The organism is Massilia sp. YIM B02769, from assembly GCF_030411995.1.
Lineage (GTDB): Bacteria > Pseudomonadota > Gammaproteobacteria > Burkholderiales > Burkholderiaceae_D > Telluria.
This window is the reverse complement of record NZ_JASNRC010000001.1, coordinates 432,796-453,862: the sequence shown is the minus strand read 5'-3', so window position 1 is coordinate 453,862 and position 21,067 is coordinate 432,796. Positions and strand designations below refer to the sequence as shown.

Below are 21,067 nucleotides of genomic sequence, written 5' to 3'. Positions count from 1 at the left end.
ATCTTAGGAGCGAATGTGAGCATTATCGAAAAAGCGGCCAGCCGCATTGACCACACCCGCAACACCCCGGCCCCCGCCGCCGTGCCCGTCGAGACCGACGAACAGGTGGTGGCGCTGAACCAGCACGCCGCGCCGGCCGCAGCGGCGGCCCCTGCCCCGGCGGCGCCGGCGATCCACGCCGTGCCGCTCGAAACCTTTGCGCCGACGCCGGCCGAAAGCGCGGCCGCGGCCGTGGCGTCGGCTACCGCGTCGGGTAGCGCGTCGGCTACCGCCGCGGCTGCCCACGCGGCCCCGGCCCAGCCCCACATCCATCGTGCCCCGAGCGGCAAGCACAGCGCGCGCAAGGTCGACCTCGACCTGGCCCGCATGCGCGACGCCGGCATGGTCACCGCCGCCAGCGGCCGTACCAGCCTGCTCGAGGACTTCCGCGTCATCAAGCGCCCGCTGCTGAAACGCGCCTTCGGCGAAGCCTCGGCGCCGGGCCGCCCGAACAACCTGATCATGGTCACCAGCTCGCTGCCGGGCGAAGGCAAGACCTATTGCGCGATCAACCTGGCGATGAGCATCGCCATGGAACTCGACCACACCGTGCTGCTGGTGGATGCCGACGTGGCCCGTCCTTCGGTGCTGCGCACGCTTGGCCTGCCGGCCCAGCGCGGCCTGATGGACATCCTGATCGACGACAAGCTCGATTTGTCGGACGTCATGCTGCGCACCAACGTCGACACCCTGAGCATCCTGCCGGCCGGCACCAGCACCCCGCGCGCCACCGAGCTGCTGGCCAGCTCGACGATGAGCAACATGGTCAACGAGATCGCCAACCGCTATCCGGACCGCGTGATCATCTTCGATTCGCCGCCGCTGCTGCTGACCAGCGAATCGCGCGTGCTGGCCAGCCACATGGGCCAGATCGTGATGGTGGTCGAGGCCCAGACCACGACCCAGCACGCGGTCAAGGAATCGCTGCGCCAGCTCGAAGGCTGCAGCAACGTGAACCTCATCTACAACAAGGCCCGGGACATCCCCGGCATCGAAGAAACGTATGACTATCACTACGGCTAAGCGCTCGCGCATGTTGCGTCCGCTTCGTCTGGCACCGCTGGCGGCGGCGCTGCTGGCGACCCTGCCTGCCCACGCCGAATGGAAGGTCACCCCTTCCTTCAGCCTGAGCGAAAGCTATACCGACAACGTCAACCTGCGCAACGACGCCACCAAGCGCTCGTCCTGGGTCACCGAGGCGGTGCCGGGCCTCGACGTGCAGGGCCACAGCGCGCGCGTCGACTTCACCGCCAAGGCGCGCCTGTACTACTACGACTACAGCGAGGAAGACGTGCCGGGCGTGCGCAACAGCACGCGCCAGTACGATGCGGCCGGCCGCGTCAACGTGGTCGACCAGCTGTTCTATGTCGACGCGAGCGCCGGCGCCAACGCGCGCAGCATCTCGGCCTTCGGCCCGGTGATCGAGGACGGCGACGGCAACCGCTATACCAGCGACAACTCGACCGACGTCAAGACCTGGCGCATCAGCCCCTACCTGACCCACCGCTTCGGCACCTTCGCCAGCGCCATCCTGCGCTACAGCCACGACAGCGTGAATTCGGATTCGCGCAGCGTCTACGGCGACAGCACGGCCGACGGCGTGTCGCTCGACATCGCCAGCGGCACGGGCTTCCGCAACGTCGGCTGGAACCTGCGCTATGCGCGCCAGGATATCGAGAACGAAGGCTTCGGCGATACCTCGTCGGAAAACGCCCTGCTCGGCCTGAACTACCGCATCGGCACCACCCTGAGCCTGACCGCCACCGGCGGCTACGACAAGTACGATTACCAGGCACTGGGCGGACGCACCTCGGGCGCCAGCTGGTCGACCGGCTTCGCCTGGGCGCCGTCGGCGCGCACCAACATCCAGATGTCGGTCGGCCGCCACTTCCTCGGCAACACCGGCTCGCTGATGGCCCTGCACCGCAGCCGCCACAGCACCTGGAAGGTCGCCTATTCCGACGCCGTCACCACGACCCGTTCGCAGTTCACGCTGCCGGCCGCGATCGACACCGCCTCGCTGCTCGATTCGATGTTCAGCACCACCATCCCCGACCCGGTGATGCGGCGCCAGGCGATCGAAGCCTACATCCTGGCCGCCGGCCTGCCGCCTTCGCTGGCCGAGAGCATCAATTACCTGACCAACCGCTACATGCGCCAGAAGCTGCTGCAAGGCTCGGTGGTATTCGACTGGCGCCACAGCAGCGCGGTGCTGTCGCTGTACGCCAGCCGGCGCACGGCGCTGTCGTCGGCGCAAAGCGACAGCGGCCTGCTCGGCAGCCAGCTCAGCTCCCTGAACGACAGCGTGCGCCAGTACGGCGCGGATGCGTCCTACAACTACCGCCTGAGCGCGCGCTCGACCGCGGTGGCTTCGCTGACGTCGACGCATGCGCGCTCGATCGACACCGGCCTCGAAAGCCGCCAGAACTCGCTGCGCCTGGGCCTGAGCCACCGCTTCGGCCGTTCGGTGCGCGGGAACCTCGAGTACCGCCGTACCAGCGGCAACAGCGAAGTGCAGCGCCGCGACTACACCGAAAACGCCGTCTCCGCCACCGTGACGGTGCAGCTCTAAAATACGGAGTGACACGATGTACGAAAGTTATTACGGACTCTCGGCCAAGCCCTTCCAGCTGCGCCCCGATCCCCACTTTTTCTTCGGCAGCAAGGGCCACAAGCGGGCCATGGCCTACCTGGAATACGGCCTGTCGCAGGGTGAAGGCTTCATCGTCATCACCGGCGAAGTCGGCGCCGGCAAGACCACGCTGGTGCGCAACCTGTTCAACAAGCTGCCTTCCGACCAGATCGCCGCCGCCCACATCGTCAACACCCACCTCGATCCGGACGACACCTTGCGCATGGTGGTCTCGGGCTTCGGCCTGCCCTACGAGGGCGCCAGCAAGACCGACCTCCTGACCCGCCTCGAGCAGTTCCTGCGCGCCGTCGACCGCCAGGGCAAGCGCGCCCTGCTGGTGATCGACGAAGCCCAGAACCTGAAGCCGCAGACGGTCGAGGAACTGCGCATGCTGTCGAACTTCCAGACCGACGACAAGTCGCTGCTGCAGACCTTCCTGCTCGGCCAGCCCGAGTTCCGCGCCACCCTGCACAGCCCGACCATGCAGCAATTGCGCCAGCGCGTGATCGCCAGCTACCACCTGGGCCCAATGGACGCGCAGGAAAGCGCCGCCTACATCGAGCACCGCCTGCACACCGTGGGCTGGAACGGCGACCCGGCATTCGACGAGAGCGCGCACGCCGCGATCTTCGGCTACACCGGCGGCATCCCGCGCAAGACGAACACCCTGCTCGACCGCGTGCTCCTGATGGGCTACCTGGAAGAGCTGCACGCGTTCAACGAAGAACACATCAAGACCGTCATCGGCGACATCGCCGAGGAATTCCAGCTGCCGACGGCGGTGAACACGCCGCAGGCCCCAGGCGCGCAGGCAGGCGGCATCGACGGCGCCAGCTACCTGTCCGACGATCCGCTGGGCCACCTGCCGGAACGCCGCGCCAGCGCCGAGGTGCTGGACGAGCGCATGATGCGCCTCGAGAAATCGATCGTCTCGGTGCTATCGATCCTGAAGAAAATCGTCGCCACCCCGCAAAACGGCGTGCAGGCGAACCAACACGTGGATACCCCCGAATGAGAATGCAGACTCCCGCAGCCCGGCCGCAACGCCAGCCGGGCGAGCGCATCCGCAACGCCATGACCTGCGACGTCGAGGATTATTTCCAGGTCTCGGCCTTCGCTCCCTACATCAGCCGCGACAGCTGGCCGACGCGCGAATGCCGCGTCGAAGCCAACGTCGAGCGCATTCTGGCGCTGTTCGAGCGACACGACGTGAAAGGCACCTTCTTCACCCTGGGCTGGATCGCCGAGCGCTATCCCGCCATGGTGCGCCGCATCGTCGAGGCCGGCCATGAACTGGCCAGCCATGGCTACGGCCACCTGCGCGCCTCGGACCAGAGCCGCGCCGAATTCGACAACGACATCCGTTCGAGCAAGGCCATGCTGGAAGACATCGGCGGCCAGGAAGTGATCGGCTATCGCGCGCCGAGCTTCTCGATCGGCGAAGGCAATCTGTGGGCGCTGGACGCCCTGACCGAAGCCGGCTACCGCTACAGCTCGAGCATCTACCCGATCCGGCACGACCACTACGGCATGCCGAACGCGCCGCGTTTCGCCTTCTACCCGAACGGCCCCGACGGCCTGCTCGAAGTGCCGATCACCACGGTGCAGCTGGGTTCGAAAAAGCTGCCGGCCGGCGGCGGCGGCTATTTCCGCCTGCTGCCGTACGCGCTGTCGCGCTGGATGGTCAAGCGCGTCAACGAGATGGACAACGAGCCGGCCCTGTTCTACTTCCACCCCTGGGAAGTCGACCCCGGCCAGCCGCGTCCCGAGGGACTCGGCGCCAAGGCGCGCTTCCGCCACTACATCAACATCGAGCGCATGGAAAGGCGCATCGCCGCCCTGGCCCAGGACTTCGCCTGGGACCGCATGGACCGCATCTTCCTGGAACGGCCATGAATTCGATCATCGAGGGCGTGCTGGAAAAGCGCGCGGCGAAAGCCGCCGAGGCGGCAAAGCCCGACCTGCTGCTGCTGGTGCACCGCATCCCCTTCCCGCCGAACAAGGGCGACAAGATCCGTTCCTACCATTTGCTGAAGCACCTGGCCGGCAAGTACCGCGTGCACTTGGCGACCTTTGTCGACGACGAGGACGACTGGCAGTACGTGCCGAAGGTCGAGGCCCTGTGCGCCTCCAGCCACTTCGCGCGCCTGAAGCCGATGGAGGGCAAGGTGCGCAGTGCCGTTGCCCTGGCCAGCGGCAAGTCGCTCTCGCTGGGCTATTACCGCGACGCCGGCATGAAGGCCTGGATCGCCAGGACCATGCGCGAGCGTGGCATTGCCCGCATCATGATGTTCTCGTCGGTGATGGCGCAGTACGCCGAGGACTATCCGGCCGCGCGCCGCGTGATCGACTTTTGCGACGTCGACTCCGACAAATGGCGCCAGTACGCCGAGAAGAAGTCCTGGCCGATGAGCTGGGTCTACCGCCATGAAGCGCGCAGCCTGCTCGACTACGAGCGCCGCGTGGCCGACCAGTTCGACGCCTCGCTGTTCGTGTCCGACCCGGAAGCGGAACTGTTCCGCACCCTGGCGCCGGAAAGCCGCGCCAAGATCGGCTTCTTCAACAACGGCGTCGACACCGATTACTTCAGCCCCGAGCGCCCCTACGACAATCCCTTCGAGGAAGGCGAGCAGGCCCTGGTGTTCACCGGCGCCATGGATTACTGGCCGAACGTGGACGCCGTGAAGTGGTTCGCAAGCGAGGTGCTGCCGCGCGTGCTGGAAGCGGTGCCGCAGGCGCGCTTCTACATCGTCGGCGCGCGCCCGTCGACGGAAGTGCAAGCCCTGGCCGGCGAGTCCATCGTCGTCACCGGCACCGTGCCCGACGTGCGGCCGTATCTCGCCCACTGCAAGGCCGCGGTGGCGCCGCTGCGCATCGCGCGCGGCATCCAGAACAAGGTGCTGGAAGCGATGGCCATGGCGCGTCCGGTGGTCGCTTCGCCCCAGGCCTATGAAGGCATCGAGGCGATCGAGGGCCGCGAACTGCTGGTGGCCGACGCGCCGCAGGACTATGCCGACGCCGTGATCGGCCTGCTGCGCTCGCCCCACCCGGCCATGGGCCGCGCCGCGCGCGCCAGCGTCGAGCGCCGCTACAGCTGGCCGGCCCACCTGTCCACCATCGAAACGAGGTTCGAATGCTGATGAACGATAACCCAGCCTTGTCTGGAGCAGCCGGCGGCCGCATGGCCGTGCCGACCGTGGCCATCATCGTTGCCGCCCTGCTGGCGCCGCTACTGCTGTACTGGGGCACGGCGGCCTCGATCGTCTCGGTCTGGAACAGCTCCGAGACCTTCGCCCACGGCTACGCCATCGCCCCGATCAGCCTGTGGCTGATCTGGCGCCGGCGCGAAGTCTTCCAGCACATCCCGGTCGTGCCGTACTGGCCGGCCCTGGGCCTGCTGGCCCTGTGCGGCGCCGGCTGGCTGGTGGCGCGCGCCGGCGAAGTCGGCGTGGTGATGCAGTACGCCTTTGTCGCCATGTTCCCGGCGGTGGCCCTGGCCGTGCTCGGCCGCCGCCTGGCCGGCGCCCTGACCTTCCCGCTGCTGTTCCTGCTGTTCGCCGTGCCTTTCGGCGAAGTCTTCGTCCAGCCCCTGATCAACTTCACCGCCGACTTCACCGTCGCCGCGGTGCGCGCCACCGGCATCCCGGTGCTGCGCAACGGCACCATGTTCGAACTGCCGACCGGGAACTGGTCGGTGGTCGAAGCCTGCAGCGGCGTGCGCTACCTGATTTCCTCGATCACCCTGGGCTGCCTGTACGCCTACCTCAGCTACCGCTCGAACTGGCGCCGCGCCCTGTTCATCGGACTCTCGATCATCGTGCCGATCGTCGCCAACGGCTTGCGCGCCTACATGATCGTGATGATCGGCCACACCAGCGACATGGCCCTGGCCACCGGCGTCGACCACCTGATCTACGGCTGGCTGTTCTTCGGCCTGGTGATGTTCATCATGTTCTGGATCGGCAGCTACTGGAGGGAAGATGAAGCGCCGATCGTGCCGGCGACAGCCGGGACTAACGGCGCGGCTCTTCATTCAGCGGCATCGCGCCCGGTGCTGGGCGTGGCGCTTGCCGCGGTGGCGGTCTGCGCGCTGTGGCCGGCCCTGGCCTATGTCAGCGACAAGGCGGCCCACAACCCGGCGCCGGTGCAGCTGGACGGCTCGCGCCTGGCATCGAGCCCGGTCGGCGGCACGACCTGGAGCCCGACCTACCAGCCTGCCGACGCTGTCCTGAAGGGCAAGTACACGGCCGGCGGCGTGCCGGTGGAACTGAACGTGCTGTACTACCGCAACCAGAATCCGGAAAAGCGCCTGATCAGCTCCGTGAACCGCGTCGACAGCCGCAAGGAAGAATTCCAGCAGGTGGCGTCGGGCGGCCGTACCGAGGACATCGGCGGCCAGCCGCTGGCCCTGCGCGAAACCCGCGTGCGCGGCCCGCAAGGCAATTACCTGGTCTGGCACTGGAACTGGGTCGACGGCGGCTTCACCGCCAACGACTACGTCGGCAAGCTGCGCCAGGCGAAAGCCAAGCTGATGATGCACGGCGACGACGGCGCGGCCCTGATGGTGGCGACACCGGTCGGCGAGAATCCGGAAGCGGCGCGCGCGGCACTGCGCAGCTTCCTCGGCGCCAACCTGGCGCCGCTGGAAGCCACGCTCGAGGCGGCACGGGGACGGTAAGATGGCGGTAACGAACAAGCGGCCGGCGGACATTCCGCTGGTCGTGCACCTGATCTACCGGCTCGACTTCGGCGGGCTGGAAACCCTGCTGGTCGACTGCATCAACCACATGCCGCCGGAGCGCTACCGCCACGCGGTGGTCTGCCTGACCGGCTACACGGCGTTTGCCGACAAGATCACGCGCCCCGGCGTCGAACTGTACGCACTGGACAAGCAGCCCGGCCTGGGCCTTGGCATCCATGTGAAGCTGTTCAAGCTGCTGCGCCGGCTGCGCCCGAGCGTGCTGCACACCTATAACTTCGCCTGTGCCGAATACGCGGCGCCGGCCTGGCTGGCGGGCGTGCCGGTGCGCGTGCATGCCGAGCACGGACGCGACGCCAGCGATCCGCAGGGCCTGAACCGCAAGCACAATTTTTTGCGCCGCGCCCTGGTGCCCTTCATCGACCGCTACGTGCCGGTGTCCCACGACCTGGCGCGCTGGCTGACGAACGTGGTCGGGATTCCATCCAGGAAGTCGGAACTGATCATGAACGGCGTCGACACCGTGCGCTTCGCCCCTGGTCTGGCGGCAGCGACGACGCCGTGGGCCGGCCAGGACGTGTTCGTCATCGGCACCGTCGGCCGCCTGCAGGACGTGAAGGACCAGGCCAGCCTGATCGCAGCCTTCGCCCTGCTCTGCACGGCGCATCCGGAGGGGCGTGCACGCCTGCGCCTGGCCGTGGTCGGCGACGGCCCGCTGCGCGACAAGCTGGCGCAGAAGGCACAAGCGCTGGGCGTGGCCGACCTGGTCTGGTTCCCCGGTGCACGCAACGATATCCCGGAACTGATGCGCAGCTTCGATTTGTTCGTCCTGTCCTCGATTGCCGAAGGCACGCCGGTGACCCTGCTCGAAGCCATGGCCTGCGGCCTGCCGGTGGTGGCCACCGCGGTCGGCGGCATCCCGGAAGTGGTGCAGGACGGCGTGAATGGCGCCCTGGTCCCGGCCGGCAATCCGCAGGCTTTATCCGATGCACTCGGCCTGTACGCCGCCGACGCATCCCGCGTTGCCGCCCATGGCGCGGCCGCACGCACGAACATCGAACGCCATTACAGCGTTGCCGCGATGGTCGGCGCCTACACGGCGCTGTACGACCGCCTCGGCAAGCGCACGAACAACCTTAACGAGATTACTCAACCATGTGCGGAATAGTTGGCATTTTTGACCCGCGCGGTACGCGCAACGTCGAGCGCGGCGCTCTCGAACGCATGAACCAGACCCAGTTCCACCGCGGTCCGGTCGAGGGCGACGTCTACCTGGAACCCGGCGTCGGCTTCGGCCACCGCCGCCTGTCGATCATCGATTTGGCCGCCGGCCAGCAACCGCTGTTCAACGCGGACAAGACCGTCGTCACCGTGTTCAACGGCGAGATCTACAACTTCCGCGAGCTGACGAAGGAATTGACGGCGCTGGGCTATACCTTCGCCACCAAGTCCGATACCGAGACCATCGTCCACGCCTGGGAAGAATGGGGCGAAGACTGCGTCAAGCACCTGCGTGGCATGTTCGCATTCGCCATCTGGGACCGCAACAAGCAGACCTTCTTTGTCGCGCGCGACCACCTCGGCATCAAGCCCCTGCACTACGCCTTCCTGCCGGACGGCACCTTCATCTTTGGCTCGGAACTGAAGTCGCTGCTGTCCTTCCCGGAACTGCCGCGCGTGATCGAACCGCGCGCCGTCGAGGAATACTTCGCCTACGGCTATGTGCCGGAGCCGCGCACCATCTTCAAGGACGCCTTCAAGCTCGAACCGGGCCATTCGCTGACCCTGAAGGTCGGCGCCAACGCGCAGAACATCCAGCCGAAGCGCTGGTGGGACGTGCCCTTCACGCCGCACGGCGCCATGTCCGAAAAGGAGATGGAAGAAGAGCTGATCGTGCGCCTGCGCGAAGCGGTCGAGAGCCAGCTCGAAGCCGAGGTGCCGCTGGGCGCCTTCCTCTCCGGCGGCGTCGACTCCAGCGCCATCGTCGCCATGATGGCCGGCCTGAACAAGGGTCCGGTGAACACCTGCTCGATCGCCTTTAACGACCCGGCCTTCGACGAGTCGACCTACGCGCGCCAGGTGGCCGAGCAGTACAAGACGAATCACCAGTGCGACACCGTCGACAAGGACGACTACGGCCTGGTCGATTTGCTGGCCGGCCTGTACGACGAACCGTATGCCGACAGCTCGGCGATCCCGACCTACCGCGTCTGCGAGCTCGCGCGCAAGCGCGTGACCGTGGCCCTGTCCGGAGACGGCGGCGACGAGAACTTCGCCGGCTACCGCCGCTACCGCATGGCGATGGGCGAACAGCAGGTGCGTTCGATGCTGCCGCTGGCCCTGCGCAAACCGGTGTTCGGCTTCCTCGGCAAGGCTTACCCGAAGGCCGACTGGGCGCCGCGCATCTTCCGCGCCAAGACCACCTTCGAAGCCCTGGCGCGCGACCTGGTCGACGGCTACTTCCACGGCGTGTCGATCCTGGTCGACCGCGTGCGGGACCAATTGTTCTCGGAAGGCTTCCGCCGCCAGCTGCAAGGCTACCGCGCGGTCGAGGTGATGCGCGGCCATGCGGCGAATGCGCCGACCGACGATCCGCTGTCGATCACCCAGTACGTCGACATGAAGACCTACCTGCCGGGCGACATCCTGACGAAAGTCGACCGCGCCAGCATGGCGCATGCGCTGGAAGTGCGCGTGCCGCTGCTGGACCACAAGTTCGTGGAATGGGTGTCGGGCTTGCCGTCCTCGTGCAAACTGCGCAACGGCGAAGGCAAGCACGTGTTCAAGAAGGCGCTGCAGCCCTACCTGTCCGACGACATTTTGTACCGCAAGAAGATGGGCTTCTCGATCCCGCTGGCGTCCTGGCTGCGCGGCCCGCTGCGCGAAGCCATGAAGGCGGCGGTGCTGAACCCGATGCTGGTCGATACCGGCATCTTCAACCCGAATTATCTGCAGCGCATGGTCGACGAACACCTGGCCGGCACCAAGGACCACAGCACGGCGCTGTGGGCGGTGCTGATGTTCGAAGCCTTCCTGCGCAAGAACGGCGCCGACGGCGCAACCAGTATTCATGGCAGCAGCAGCCAGCTGATCGCCACCGCGGCATAACGGCATTCCGGAGCTTTACATGCGTGTCCTTCACGTCCTCGACCATTCGATCCCGCTGCACAGCGGCTACACCTTCCGCACCGCCTCGATCCTGCGCGAGCAGCGCGCGCTCGGCTGGGAAACCTTCCACGTCACCGGCGCCAAACACCTGGGCGGCAACGACCTGGCGGAAGAAACGGCCGACGGCCTGCACTTCTACCGCACCCCGCGCTCGACCGGCGCACTGGCGAAAATGCCGGTGCTGAACCAGCTGGAAGTCATCCGCGGCCTGGAAAAGCGCCTGCTCGAGATCATCCCGACGATCAAGCCCGACGTGCTGCACGCCCACTCGCCCTGCCTGAACGCGATCGCCGCCCTGCGCGCCGGCCGCAAGTTCGGCATTCCGGTGGTGTACGAGGTGCGCGCCTTCTGGGAAGACGCCGCCGTCGACCACGGCACCAGCACCGAGAACGGCCTGCGTTATAAACTCACGCGCGGCCTGGAAACCTATGCCCTGAAGCGCGCCGACGCCGTGACCACGATTTGCGAAGGCCTGCGCGGCGACATCGTCGCGCGCGGCATCCCGGCGTCGAAGGTCACCGTGATCCCGAACGCGGTCGACATCGACAAGTTCGCCGTCGGCGGCGAAGCCGACCTCGAACTCAAGCGCAAGCTCGGCTTCGAAGGCAAGCGCCTGATCGGTTTCATCGGTTCCTTCTACGCCTACGAAGGCCTGGACGTGCTGCTGCGCGCGGTGCCGGCACTGGCCGCGCGCCACCCGGATTTGCGCGTGCTGCTGGTCGGCGGCGGTCCGCAGGACGCCAGGCTGCGCCAGCAGGCGCAAGACCTGGGCATCGCCGACAAGGTGGTGTTCACCGGCCGCGTGCCGCACGACCAGGTGCAGAAGTACTACGACCTGCTCGACGTGCTGGTCTACCCGCGCCTGTCGATGCGCCTGACCGACCTGGTCACGCCTTTGAAGCCGCTGGAAGCCATGGCCCAGGGCCGCATCCTGGCCGCGTCCAGCGTCGGCGGCCACCGCGAGCTGATCGTCGACGGCAAGACCGGCGTGCTGTTCGCACCGGACGACCCGGCCTCGCTGGCCGCCAAGGTCGGCGACCTGCTCGACGCGAAGATGCTGTGGCCGGCGCTGCGCTCGGCCGGACGCGCCTACGTGGAAAACGAACGTAACTGGCCGGTCAGCGTATCGCACTACAAGAACATCTACGGCCGCCTGACCGGCCTGAAGGCTGCATGAAGATCCTGACTTTCAGCACCCTGTTCCCGAACGCGGAAAAGCCGGGGCACGGGATTTTCGTGGAAACCCGGTTGCGCCACCTGGTGTCCAGCGGCCGGGTGGAAGCGCGCGTGGTCGCGCCGATCCCCTGGTTCCCGTCGACCAATCCGCGCTACGGCCAGTACGCGCGCTTTGCGAAAGCGCCGCGCCAGGAAGTGCGCCACGGGATCGAGGTCAGCCACCCGCGCTATCCGGTGCTGCCGAAAGTCGGCATGAGCGTGGCGCCGCTGCTGCTGGCGCAAGCCGTGAAGCCGGCGATTCGCCGCATGCTCGACGAAGGTTACGACTTCGACCTGATCGACGCCCATTACTTCTATCCCGACGGCGTCGCCGCCGCCATGCTGGCGCGCGCCTTCGGCAAGCCCCTGGTGATCACCGCGCGCGGCTCGGACATCACCCTGTTCCCGCAGTACGCCCTGCCGCGCCGCCAGATCCTGTGGGCGGCCAGGCGCGCCGACGCCGTCATCACGGTCTGCAATGCCCTGCGCGACGAAGTGGTCGGCATGGGCATCGAGGCCGACCGCGTGGTCTCGCTGCGCAACGGCGTCGACCTCGAACTGTTCCGCCCGGTCGAACGCACGCCCAACGCCATGTTCACCCTGCTGGCGGTCGGCCACCTGGTGCCGGTCAAGGCCCAGGACCTGATCATCGGCGCCCTGCCCCTGCTGCCGGGCGTGCGCCTGGTATTGGCCGGCGACGGCCCGGACCGCGCCAAGCTGGAAGCGCTGGCGAGTCAACTGGGCGTGACCGACCGCGTGCGCTTCCTCGGCGCCGTGCCGCAAGCCCAGCTGCGCAGCCACTACGGCAGCGCCGACGCCCTGGTGCTGTCGTCCAGCCGCGAAGGCTGGGCCAACGTGCTGCTGGAGGCCATGGCCTGCGGCACCCCGGTGGTGGCCAGCCGCGTGTACGGCACGCCGGAAGTGGTGGCCGCGCCCGAAGCGGGCGTGCTGATGGCCGAGCGCAGCTACCAGGGCGTGGCCGACGCCGTGAACGCCCTGCTCGCCAACTACCCCGACCGCGCCGCGACGCGCCGCTACGCCGAGCGCTTCAGCTGGGACGACACCACCGAAGGCCAGCTGCGCCTGTTCGGCGAGATCCTGGCGCGCCGCGCCGGCACCCCGGTGCTGGCCGCGGCCCGGCCTTGAGCCCAACCCTGAACGGATGAACGAAAACGATGGAATCTTTATTGTGGGCGCTTGACCTGGGGGCAGTGGTCTACCTCTGCCTCTGGGCCGTCCGGCAGGACAAGCAGAACGCCAAGGACGCCAGGGACGCCAGGAAGGAGCGCGACCATGCGTGACATTTTCCTGCTGCTGCTGCTGCCGCTGATGCTGTACGCGATGGCGCAGCGGCCTTTCGTCGCGGTCGGGATGTGGCTGTGGACGGCGCTGTTCTACCCGAACGCCTGGGTCTACGGCATCGCCGCTGCGCCGCGCTATAACCTGCTGTTCGCGGCCGTGGCCATCCTCGGCTACCTGGCGTGGAAGGAGAAGCCGAAGGGCAGGCTGACCGGCCTGGGGGCGATGGTCCTGCTGTTCTTCGCCTGGACCACGATCAGTACCATCACCACCATCGGCAATCCGGACGCGGCCTGGATGATCTGGCAGCGTTTCTGGAAAATAATCGCGCTGTTCGTGATTGTGGTGCTGGTCATCAAGGACAAGCTGCATCTCGATTTCGTGCTGTGGTGCGTGGTGCTGTCGGTGGGCTTCTATGCCGACCTGGAAGGGCTGAAATTCCTGGTCAGCGGCGGCCACCACAACATCGTCGGCCTGTCCGGGCACGTGCTGGGCGACCGCAACGAGCTGTCGCTGGCCTTTGTCATGGTCCTGCCGATCTGCTACTACCTGTGGATCGAATACGGCAAGCGCTCGCGCCTAATCAACCTGGCGCTGCTGGGCACCATGGGCATGCTGGTGCTGGGCGTGATCGGCACCCAGTCGCGCGGCGGCTTCATCGCCCTGCTGGCGCTGGGCGCCTACATGTACATCAAGAGCGACCGCAAGATGCTGCTGACGGTGCTGATCCTGGTGCTCGGGATCGGGATTTCCTTCATCATCACCTCGGATTACTCGGCCCGTATCGACACCATCGCCTCGGCCGACGAGGACTCGTCCTTCATGACCCGGGTCGTGGCCTGGAAGCTGAGCTTCATCATGGCCATGCAGCACCCCTTCTTCGGCGGCGGCTTCAAGTCGCTCGAATACTTCCCGAACTGGGCGCGCCTGTCGACCGAGTTCTTCTCCTACCCCTGGTTTTATACGGGCAGCGCGGTGCCGAACACCACGGTCGGCCGCGCCGCCCACAGTATCTACTTCCAGGTCCTGGGCGAACACGGCTTCGGCGGCCTGCTGCTCTACCTGGGCTGCCTGGCAGGCAGCTTCTTCAAGGCGGGCTCGGTGGCGCGCCAGGCGCGCCGCGCCGGCGCCCCGGCCTGGCTGCCGACCGCCGCGACCATGCTGCAGCTGAGCATCTTCGCCTTTGCGCTGGGCGGCGCCGCCCTCAGCCTGGCGTATTTCGACCTGATCTTCGCCATCTTCGGGCTGGTCATCGTGATGCAGACGCGGATGCTGCCGGCCGCCCTGTCCGTGCCGGCCATCGCGGCGCCGCCGCAGCGGATGGCGGCATGACGCAAGCGACCGCCGACCGCCTGGCGCAACACACACCATTTCGCATGAACGAGCACTTTATCCGCTTCATGGGCGACCTGATCGCCCGCTTCACGTCCCGCAAGGGCCGTATCGTCATCATCAACTACCACCGGGTGCTGGCCGAACCGAGCCAGCTGCTGGCCTCCGAACCCGACCTGAAGATCTTCACCTGGCAGATGGAACTGCTGGCGCGCTGCTTCAACGTGCTGCCGCTGAGCGAGGCCCTGCGCGCCGTCGACAGCGGCAAGGTGCCGCCGCGCGCGGTCTGCATCACCTTCGACGACGGCTACCGCTCGGTGCACGACCTGGCCCTGCCGGTGCTGCGCCGGCTCGGCCTGAGCGCCACGGTGTTCGTCAGCAGCGGCTTCGTCGGCGACGACACCATGTGGAACGACCGCATCGTGGAAGCGGTGCAGACCCTGGAGTCGGACGAGCTGGACCTGCAGGACTTCGGCCTCGGCGTGTTCCCGCTGCAGAGCATCGGCGAGCGCGTGGCCACCCTCGGCCGCGTGACCGAGGCCACCAAGTACATGTCGCCGCCGGAGCGCCAGCGCCTCACCGAACGGCTCGAGGCCCTGCTCGGCGACCTGCCGTCGAAAGGCCTGATGCTCACCCCCGAGATGGTCTGCAACCTCGACCGCCACGGGATCGAGATCGGCGCCCACACGATCTCGCATCCCATCCTCACCAGCCTCGACGATGCGGCCGCGCTCGGCGAGATCCGCGGCAGCAAGGAAGCCCTGGAGGCGATCCTGGACAAGCCGGTGCGGCTGTTCGCCTACCCGAACGGCAAGGCGGGCAAGGATTTCGACGCGCGCCATGTCGCCATGGTGCGGCAAGCCGGGTTCGACGCCGCCTTCACGACCGCGGTGGGCGCCATCACGGCTTCCCAAGACCGCTTCCAGTTGCCGCGCAGCCGGCCCTGGGACCGTACGCCTTTCCGCTTCGCCCTGCGCCTGCTGCAGTGGCTGGCGCGCGGCTGAATCCCGCCGAACCCGGCCGCACCGCGCAGCCCATTTACAGACAGACCATGAACAAACGTGCACTCCTGATTGCGTTTCACTTTCCTCCGCAGGCCGCCAGCAGCGGCATCCAGCGTACCCTGAGTTTTTCGCGCAACCTCGGCTCCCATGGCTGGGAACCGCTGGTGCTGTCGGCCCACCCGCGCGCCTACAGCGCCCAGAATCCTTCGCAGCTGGCCAGCGTGCCGGCCAGCCTGGTCGTGAAGCGCGCCTTTGCGCTCGACACCAAGACCCACATGGGCTACAAGGGCCGCTATCCCGGCGCGCTGGCCTTGCCGGACCGCTGGATCTCGTGGTGGTTCGCCGCGGTGCCGGCCGGCCTGGCGCTGGTGCGGCGCCACCGGCCGCGCGTGATCTGGTCGACCTTCCCGATCGGCACCGCGCACCTGATCGGCCTGACCCTGCACCGCCTGACCGGCCTGCCCTGGGTGGCCGACTTCCGCGACCCGATGATGCAGCCCTCCTACCCGACCAACAAGCTGCAGCGCAAGGTGTTCGCCTGGATCGAGGGCCAGGCCGTGCGCCGCTGCAGCCGCGCCGTGTTCACCACCCACAGCGCGATGCAGGTCTACCGCGAGCGCTATCCCGAGCAGCCCGCGCAAAAATTCCTGGTGATCGAGAACGGCTACGACGAGGACGGCTTCGACGGCGCCACCCTGGCGCCGCCCGGCCCCGCGCCCGAGCGCATCACGCTGCTGCACAGCGGCGTGCTGTACCAGAACGGACGCGACCCCTCGGCCTTCCTGCAGGCGCTGGCCGAGCTGCGCCAGGCGGGACGGATCGGCGCCGAGAACCTGCGCGTGGTGCTGCGCGCGCCCGGCGATATCGAGGGCGTGCGCAAGCTCGTGGTGCGCCACGGCGTCGCCGACCTGGTCGAGGTGGCGCCGCCGGTGCCCTACCGCGAGGCGCTCAAGGAAATGCTGGCGGCCGACGGCCTGCTGGTGTTCCAGGGCACGCCCTTCAATACCCAGGTGCCGGCCAAGATCTACGAGTATTTCCGTACCCGCAAGCCGGTCCTCGGCCTGGTCGACACCGCCGGCGAAACCGCGCGCGTGCTGCGCAACGGCGGCTTCCACGACCTGGCGCAAATGGGCGACAGCGCCGACATCGCGCGCACCCTGGACGGCTTCGTGGCGCGCATCCGCAGCGGCGAGGCCCACGTGGCCAGCGAAGCCCTGGTCGCGGCCTCGTCGCGGGCGCACCGCGCCAGCGAGCTGGCGAAGGTGTTCGACGAGGTCGCCGGTTGAACAGCCGGTAAAAGAGAAGTAGAAGGATAAAAAAAACGACGTGCATGCACGTCGTTTTTTTTGGATTCCCGCCTTTTTAGCGCTTCTGGAAGTCGATGATGCGCTGGTCGACGATATTGCCGTTGCGGATGCAGATCGCCGGCTTCAGCACCGGGTCGTCCTCGGCGCGGCCTTCGATGATGGTGTCGAGGTACTTCACCATTTCCTCGCCCAGGCAGTCGGTGACCGAGTAGCCGATCAGGGCCGGGGTGTGGTCGACCGCGTAGTGCAGCACGCCGTCGACCATGTAGACCGGGTCCTCGATGGTGGTCGGGCGGCTGGTCTCGATCGCGCCGGCGCGGTCGCAGCTGATGTCGACGATCATCGCCGGGTTCTTCAGCTTCGGCAGGTCCTCGCGGTAGATGATGTGGTCCTTGCGGTAGACGTCCCACAGCAGGCCGTTGACGATGACGTCGTACTGTTCCAGCTCCTGGCGCAGCAGCTGCTCGGTGCGGCGCTCGTAGACGTTGATGTGGGCGCCCATGCAGGACAGCACGCGGTGCGCGCCGCGCGCCACGTTGCCGCGCCCGATCAGCGCGACCTTGCACTCGTAGACCAGCTTGCCGTACAGCGTAAACGCATGCATGATCGCCGCCTCGCCGGCCAGCTCGTTACTGCGCCAGAACACGTGGCGCCCGCCCTCGAACATGTCTTCCCAGGCGATCGCCGTGATTTCCTTGGCCACGATCTTGTCGGTGATCGAACGGTTCTGCACCGCGTGCACCCAGCCGAACACGGTCTGGCCGCTGCGCAGTTCCGACAGGTAGCTGGCGTCGCCGATCTTCGGATCGACGATCACGTCCTTCGACAGCGCTTCCTCGCGCGGCACCACATTGGCGCCGGCGGCGATATATTCCTCGTCCTTGTGGCCGAAGGCTTCGCCGTAGCCGGACTCGAAATACAGCTGGCCGCTGTTGCGGATGCGCGCGATGTGCTTGGGCAGCATGGCGCGCCGCTTCTCGTTCTCCTTGGTGCTGATCATCAGTCCGACTGTCTTCATGCCATTCCCCTTTTCGCGGCTTGCGCCTCTGTCATTGCAATAGCACCGCTACGGCGCGCATCCGGCGCCGCCGTACCGGCATCGATAAACACCGGCGCCTCGCGCTGGGTGCGCACCAGCAGCAGCAGCGGCCGGAACAGCCAGTCGCGGTGGCGGCGCAGGGCCGGCACCAGGCGCGAACCGAGCAGCAGCAGGCGGTTCGGCAGGCTCAGGTAGGTCAGCGCGGCGCGCGCCACGCCGGCGTCGCCGTAGGCATAGCGCTCCTCGACCTGGTCGTAGGCGCGGCTGCTCTTCTCGTCCAGCGGCGTCAGGTCGGGCGGCATGTTGCGCGAGCCGTGGAATTCGTAGAATTCGGGATAGAAGCGGCGCAGGCATTCCTTCTGGAAGAAGTAGCGGTATTTCTCGGCCGGGTGGTAGCGCAGCGTCGCCAGCGCGAACTCGACGTCGCAGTAGGGGAACACCACCACGTGGCCGGGCGGGTGCATCATCGTGATCCAGGGGCTGATGCAGCGCCGCGTGCGCGCTTCGAGGAAGGCCATCTCGGCCTGGTTCATGTTCGGCGCGAACTGCGCCAGGAAGCGGCCGTAGTGCTGGCGCAGGGTCTCCACCGTCGGGAACATGCCGGCGAGGTGGCGCAGCGCGAACGGGCGCGTAAGGCGCGTGAGCAGCAGCTCGGCGTCCTTTTGCGGCGTCTCGTGCAGGCCGTCGATCTCGTAGCCGGAGTTGCCGAAGGTGTCACCGGCCAGGCCGTCGAACACCAGCGAGGGCGGGCGCTTGGCGAGCCAGCGCATCAGCGGCATGGCCCAGCCGTGCATGAAGGATTCGGTGCCGATCAGGGCCTGGCGCCGCACGGCGTCGGCTTCGGCCGCTGCCGGCGTGGCCGCGCGCACCGTCTCGCATTCGACGCCGAAGGCGGAGGCGATCTTCGGCGCGAAGAAGGCGTCGATGTCGTAGTCGCGGCCGTTCTTGCGGTGGTAGGTCTGGCAGGTGACCGCCTTGAACGGCACCGCCTTCCTGAGCAGCGTGGCGAAGAAGCGGCGCGAATCGTAGCCGCTCGAGAACGGCAGCGTGACGTCGCCCACGTCGAGCTTCAGGCAACGTTCCATCGCCGCCATGTAGGCGTCCTCGACGACGCGGAAAGCCTCGTCGTCGATCATCTGCTCGCCCGGCGGCAGCTGGGCGAAGTCGAACCACCGCACCGTATCGGCCTGGCCGCGCCGGATCGTCATCTGGGCGCCGGCCCTGAAGCGGCTGATGTCGCGGTAGAAGCTGCGGTCGGCCATCGGGTAGCCGCTCTGCATCAGGCTGACCCAGGACACCAGGTCGGGGGCGTCGCCGGCGAAATGGATGAGCGCGGGATGCGAAGCGAAGAACCAGGCGCCGTCCTGCTGGCGGCAGTACAGGGGACCGAAGCCGAAGGCGTCGTTGCGCACCGTGGCCTGCTGCAGCTGCGGGTCGAACTTCAGGTAGGCGAATGCGCCGTTCTCGAGCGCTTCCGGCGCCGCGATGCGGTCGAGGTCGGCCGATTTCGAATACGAATGCACGCCCAGCGCGGCCTCATAGCCGCGAAACACCAGCTGGCTTCCCGCCACCTCGTGCACCAGGCCGGCGCCGCTGCCCGGCGCGCGCGAGCTGACCGCCCAGAACTGCGGGGTGTCGACGACCGCCAGGCTGGCCGGCGCCGCGCCGAACTCCGGCGCGCTGCCGGGGAAGACGCACGCCAGGAAAAACTCGACGTCGGCGAACTGGCGCGACATCAGGTCCAAGTCGATCTTCATTTGACCTCGCTAGGTACGGCAGCGGCCGGCGCAGGGGCGGGCCGCTTGAGCTTGTTAAGGAAATAGGATTCGGCGCCATCGGGACGGCCGGCCAGGCGCCACAGCCCGAGCACCACCAGGCCGTACACCAGCACGCCGGTGGCGACCTTCAGCAGCAGCATCAGCCAGTTCGGGGCGGCGACTTCCGCCTCGAGCAGCGTCAGCGCCCCCACCATGGACAGGCAGCCGAGCAGCGGACGGCCGGTGCCGCGCGCCAGCATGCGCACCGTCAGGCCGGGGATATTACGCATCAGCAGGGAGTACGAGACGCCGAAGGTCATCACGATCGCGCCCATGCGCAGCTGGGCGATGCGTTCCGGCGTCAGGTCGTGGCGCAGCAAAAAGGCGCCCGTGCTGAACAGGCCGAGCTGGATCCAGCTGGTCAATGCCAGCAGGCGCATCTTGCCGATCACGGTCAGCACGTAGTTGGCGCTGCTGTTGATCGACTGGATGATGTTCGACAGCGCCAGCACCTGGATGAAGGGCACGATGAAGACCCACTTCTCGCCCAGCGCCACCGGCACGAACTCGTGCGCGGTCAGCACGAAGCCGACGCAAGCCGGGAAGGTCACCATCACCTGGATCGCCTGCACCCGCAGCAGCAGGCGCGTCAGCTCCTGCAGGTTGTCGCGGGCGCGCGCAAAGGCCGGGAACAGCACGCGGTTGATCGGCGCCAGCAAATCGGTGCCGGGCACGTCGGAAATCTCGGCGGCCAGGGTGTAGCCGCCGGTGATGCGGGTGGTCGCCAGGCCACCGACCAGGAAGATGTGCATCTTGCGGTCGAGGAAGGAACTGATGTTCTTGACCAGCACCCATTGCGAGATGCCGAAGATCTCGCCGAATTCCGACAGCGCGAAGCGCGGGCGCATCGGGTGCACCATGTAGCTGCGGATGGTGGCCGCCAGGCGGCCGCAGAAGGCGCCGATGATCATGCCCCAGTAGCTTTGCAGGACGAAGGTCAGCGCGATCGTCATGACGAACATCACCAGGCGCTTGAACAGCACGTACTTGGCGTCGTCGACGAAGCGCAGGTCCTTCTGGAAGTTGACGATGCCCACGTTCTCGAACGAGGTCACCATCAGCGACAGCGCCATCATCTGGATGACGGCGGTCACGCGCGCATCCTTGTAGTAGTCGGCCGCGAACGGCGCCAGGATCATCAGCACCGCGGCCACCGTGGCGGTCTGCAGGATGCGCAGGGTCCAGGCCGTGTTGTAGTAGGCCTGGCTCGGGTTCTTGCGCTGGATAAGGGCGATGTTGATGCCGAGATCGAAGATGATGTCGGCAAATGCGACGATCACCGAGGCCATGGCGACAATGCCGAAGTCGTCCGGGACCAGGATGCGGGCGAGGATGAAGGTGCTGACGATGCCGACGAGGCGGTCGATCCAGCGCATCGCGATCATGATGATCGCGCCGCTGGTCAGGCTGTGTTTCTTGTTGTGGAACATGTTTGCAAAACTACCTTATTGCGACTGTCGCTCCGGAATGTCGCCAGCAGGGGGATCGGACGTGGCGCCGGACAAGTGCCGGGCAG

General features: G+C 67.1%; 17 protein-coding genes. 14 read left to right on the top strand and 3 right to left on the bottom strand.

Going from position 1 to position 21,067, the window contains the following annotated elements:
- Nucleotides 1–15 precede the first annotated feature (15 nt).
- Genes QPK31_RS02110 through QPK31_RS02045 form a run of 14 tightly spaced genes read left to right on the top strand, consistent with a single transcriptional unit; the run spans nucleotide 16 to nucleotide 16,674 of the window.
- Entirely contained in the window at nucleotides 16–1,062 is a 1,047-nt protein-coding gene (locus QPK31_RS02110; protein WP_290421285.1) for an XrtA-associated tyrosine autokinase, read from the top strand.
- Nucleotides 1,043–2,611 (top strand): TIGR03016 family PEP-CTERM system-associated outer membrane protein, encoded by a 1,569-nt coding sequence (locus QPK31_RS02105; RefSeq protein WP_290421284.1) that lies wholly within the window; start codon nucleotides 1,043–1,045, stop codon nucleotides 2,609–2,611. The genes QPK31_RS02110 and QPK31_RS02105 overlap by 20 nt, the downstream gene beginning before the upstream one ends.
- Nucleotides 2,612–2,627: 16 nt before the next feature.
- Nucleotides 2,628–3,686, top strand: a complete 1,059-nt coding sequence (locus tag QPK31_RS02100) for an XrtA/PEP-CTERM system-associated ATPase (RefSeq protein WP_290421283.1) — start codon at nucleotides 2,628–2,630, stop codon at nucleotides 3,684–3,686.
- On the top strand, nucleotides 3,683–4,567 hold the full coding sequence (locus QPK31_RS02095; RefSeq protein ID WP_290421282.1) for an XrtA system polysaccharide deacetylase: 885 nt from the start codon (nucleotides 3,683–3,685) through the stop codon (nucleotides 4,565–4,567). The genes QPK31_RS02100 and QPK31_RS02095 overlap by 4 nt, the downstream gene beginning before the upstream one ends.
- Nucleotides 4,564–5,811, top strand: coding sequence for a TIGR03087 family PEP-CTERM/XrtA system glycosyltransferase (locus tag QPK31_RS02090; protein ID WP_290421281.1), 1,248 nt, complete (start codon nucleotides 4,564–4,566; stop codon nucleotides 5,809–5,811). The genes QPK31_RS02095 and QPK31_RS02090 overlap by 4 nt, the downstream gene beginning before the upstream one ends.
- The gene (gene xrtA / locus QPK31_RS02085; protein WP_290421280.1) at nucleotides 5,805–7,349 is read left to right on the top strand and encodes an exosortase A; all 1,545 of its coding nucleotides are present in this window, start codon (nucleotides 5,805–5,807) and stop codon (nucleotides 7,347–7,349) included. Before QPK31_RS02090 ends, xrtA begins: the two co-directional genes overlap by 7 nt.
- Nucleotide 7,350: 1 nt before the next feature.
- Nucleotides 7,351–8,538 carry a TIGR03088 family PEP-CTERM/XrtA system glycosyltransferase gene (locus QPK31_RS02080; RefSeq protein WP_290421279.1) on the top strand — a complete coding sequence of 396 codons (1,188 nt, stop codon included), beginning with the start codon at nucleotides 7,351–7,353 and terminating at the stop codon, nucleotides 8,536–8,538.
- Nucleotides 8,526–10,478, top strand: coding sequence for an XrtA/PEP-CTERM system amidotransferase (locus QPK31_RS02075; protein ID WP_290421278.1), 1,953 nt, complete (start codon nucleotides 8,526–8,528; stop codon nucleotides 10,476–10,478). Before QPK31_RS02080 ends, QPK31_RS02075 begins: the two co-directional genes overlap by 13 nt.
- A 19-nt stretch (nucleotides 10,479–10,497) precedes the next feature.
- Nucleotides 10,498–11,715: a TIGR04063 family PEP-CTERM/XrtA system glycosyltransferase gene (locus QPK31_RS02070; protein ID WP_290421277.1), complete on the top strand. Its 1,218-nt coding sequence runs from the start codon at nucleotides 10,498–10,500 to the stop codon at nucleotides 11,713–11,715.
- Complete coding sequence (locus QPK31_RS02065) at nucleotides 11,712–12,899, top strand: glycosyltransferase family 4 protein (protein WP_290421276.1); 1,188 nt, start codon at nucleotides 11,712–11,714, stop codon at nucleotides 12,897–12,899. Before QPK31_RS02070 ends, QPK31_RS02065 begins: the two co-directional genes overlap by 4 nt.
- Before the next feature lie 29 nt (nucleotides 12,900–12,928).
- On the top strand, nucleotides 12,929–13,054 hold the full coding sequence (locus tag QPK31_RS02060; RefSeq protein WP_290421275.1) for a hypothetical protein: 126 nt from the start codon (nucleotides 12,929–12,931) through the stop codon (nucleotides 13,052–13,054).
- Nucleotides 13,047–14,384, top strand: a complete 1,338-nt coding sequence (locus tag QPK31_RS02055) for a putative O-glycosylation ligase, exosortase A system-associated (protein WP_290421274.1) — start codon at nucleotides 13,047–13,049, stop codon at nucleotides 14,382–14,384. The genes QPK31_RS02060 and QPK31_RS02055 overlap by 8 nt, the downstream gene beginning before the upstream one ends.
- Nucleotides 14,381–15,388: a polysaccharide deacetylase family protein gene (locus tag QPK31_RS02050; RefSeq protein ID WP_290421273.1), complete on the top strand. Its 1,008-nt coding sequence runs from the start codon at nucleotides 14,381–14,383 to the stop codon at nucleotides 15,386–15,388. Before QPK31_RS02055 ends, QPK31_RS02050 begins: the two co-directional genes overlap by 4 nt.
- Before the next feature lie 47 nt (nucleotides 15,389–15,435).
- Entirely contained in the window at nucleotides 15,436–16,674 is a 1,239-nt protein-coding gene (locus tag QPK31_RS02045) for a glycosyltransferase (protein WP_290421272.1), read from the top strand.
- Between the two features lie 76 nt (nucleotides 16,675–16,750).
- Here QPK31_RS02045 and QPK31_RS02040 read toward each other — a convergent pair whose 3' ends face one another.
- From QPK31_RS02040 to QPK31_RS02030, 3 genes are read right to left on the bottom strand one after another with little or no spacing between them, the layout of a single operon-like run.
- Nucleotides 16,751–17,713 (bottom strand): N(5)-(carboxyethyl)ornithine synthase, encoded by a 963-nt coding sequence (locus QPK31_RS02040; protein ID WP_290421271.1) that lies wholly within the window; start codon nucleotides 17,711–17,713, stop codon nucleotides 16,751–16,753.
- The gene (locus QPK31_RS02035; protein WP_290421270.1) at nucleotides 17,710–19,491 is read right to left on the bottom strand and encodes a hypothetical protein; all 1,782 of its coding nucleotides are present in this window, start codon (nucleotides 19,489–19,491) and stop codon (nucleotides 17,710–17,712) included. Before QPK31_RS02035 ends, QPK31_RS02040 begins: the two co-directional genes overlap by 4 nt.
- Entirely contained in the window at nucleotides 19,488–20,981 is a 1,494-nt protein-coding gene (locus QPK31_RS02030) for a lipopolysaccharide biosynthesis protein (RefSeq protein WP_290421269.1), read from the bottom strand. Before QPK31_RS02030 ends, QPK31_RS02035 begins: the two co-directional genes overlap by 4 nt.
- Nucleotides 20,982–21,067 lie beyond the last annotated feature (86 nt).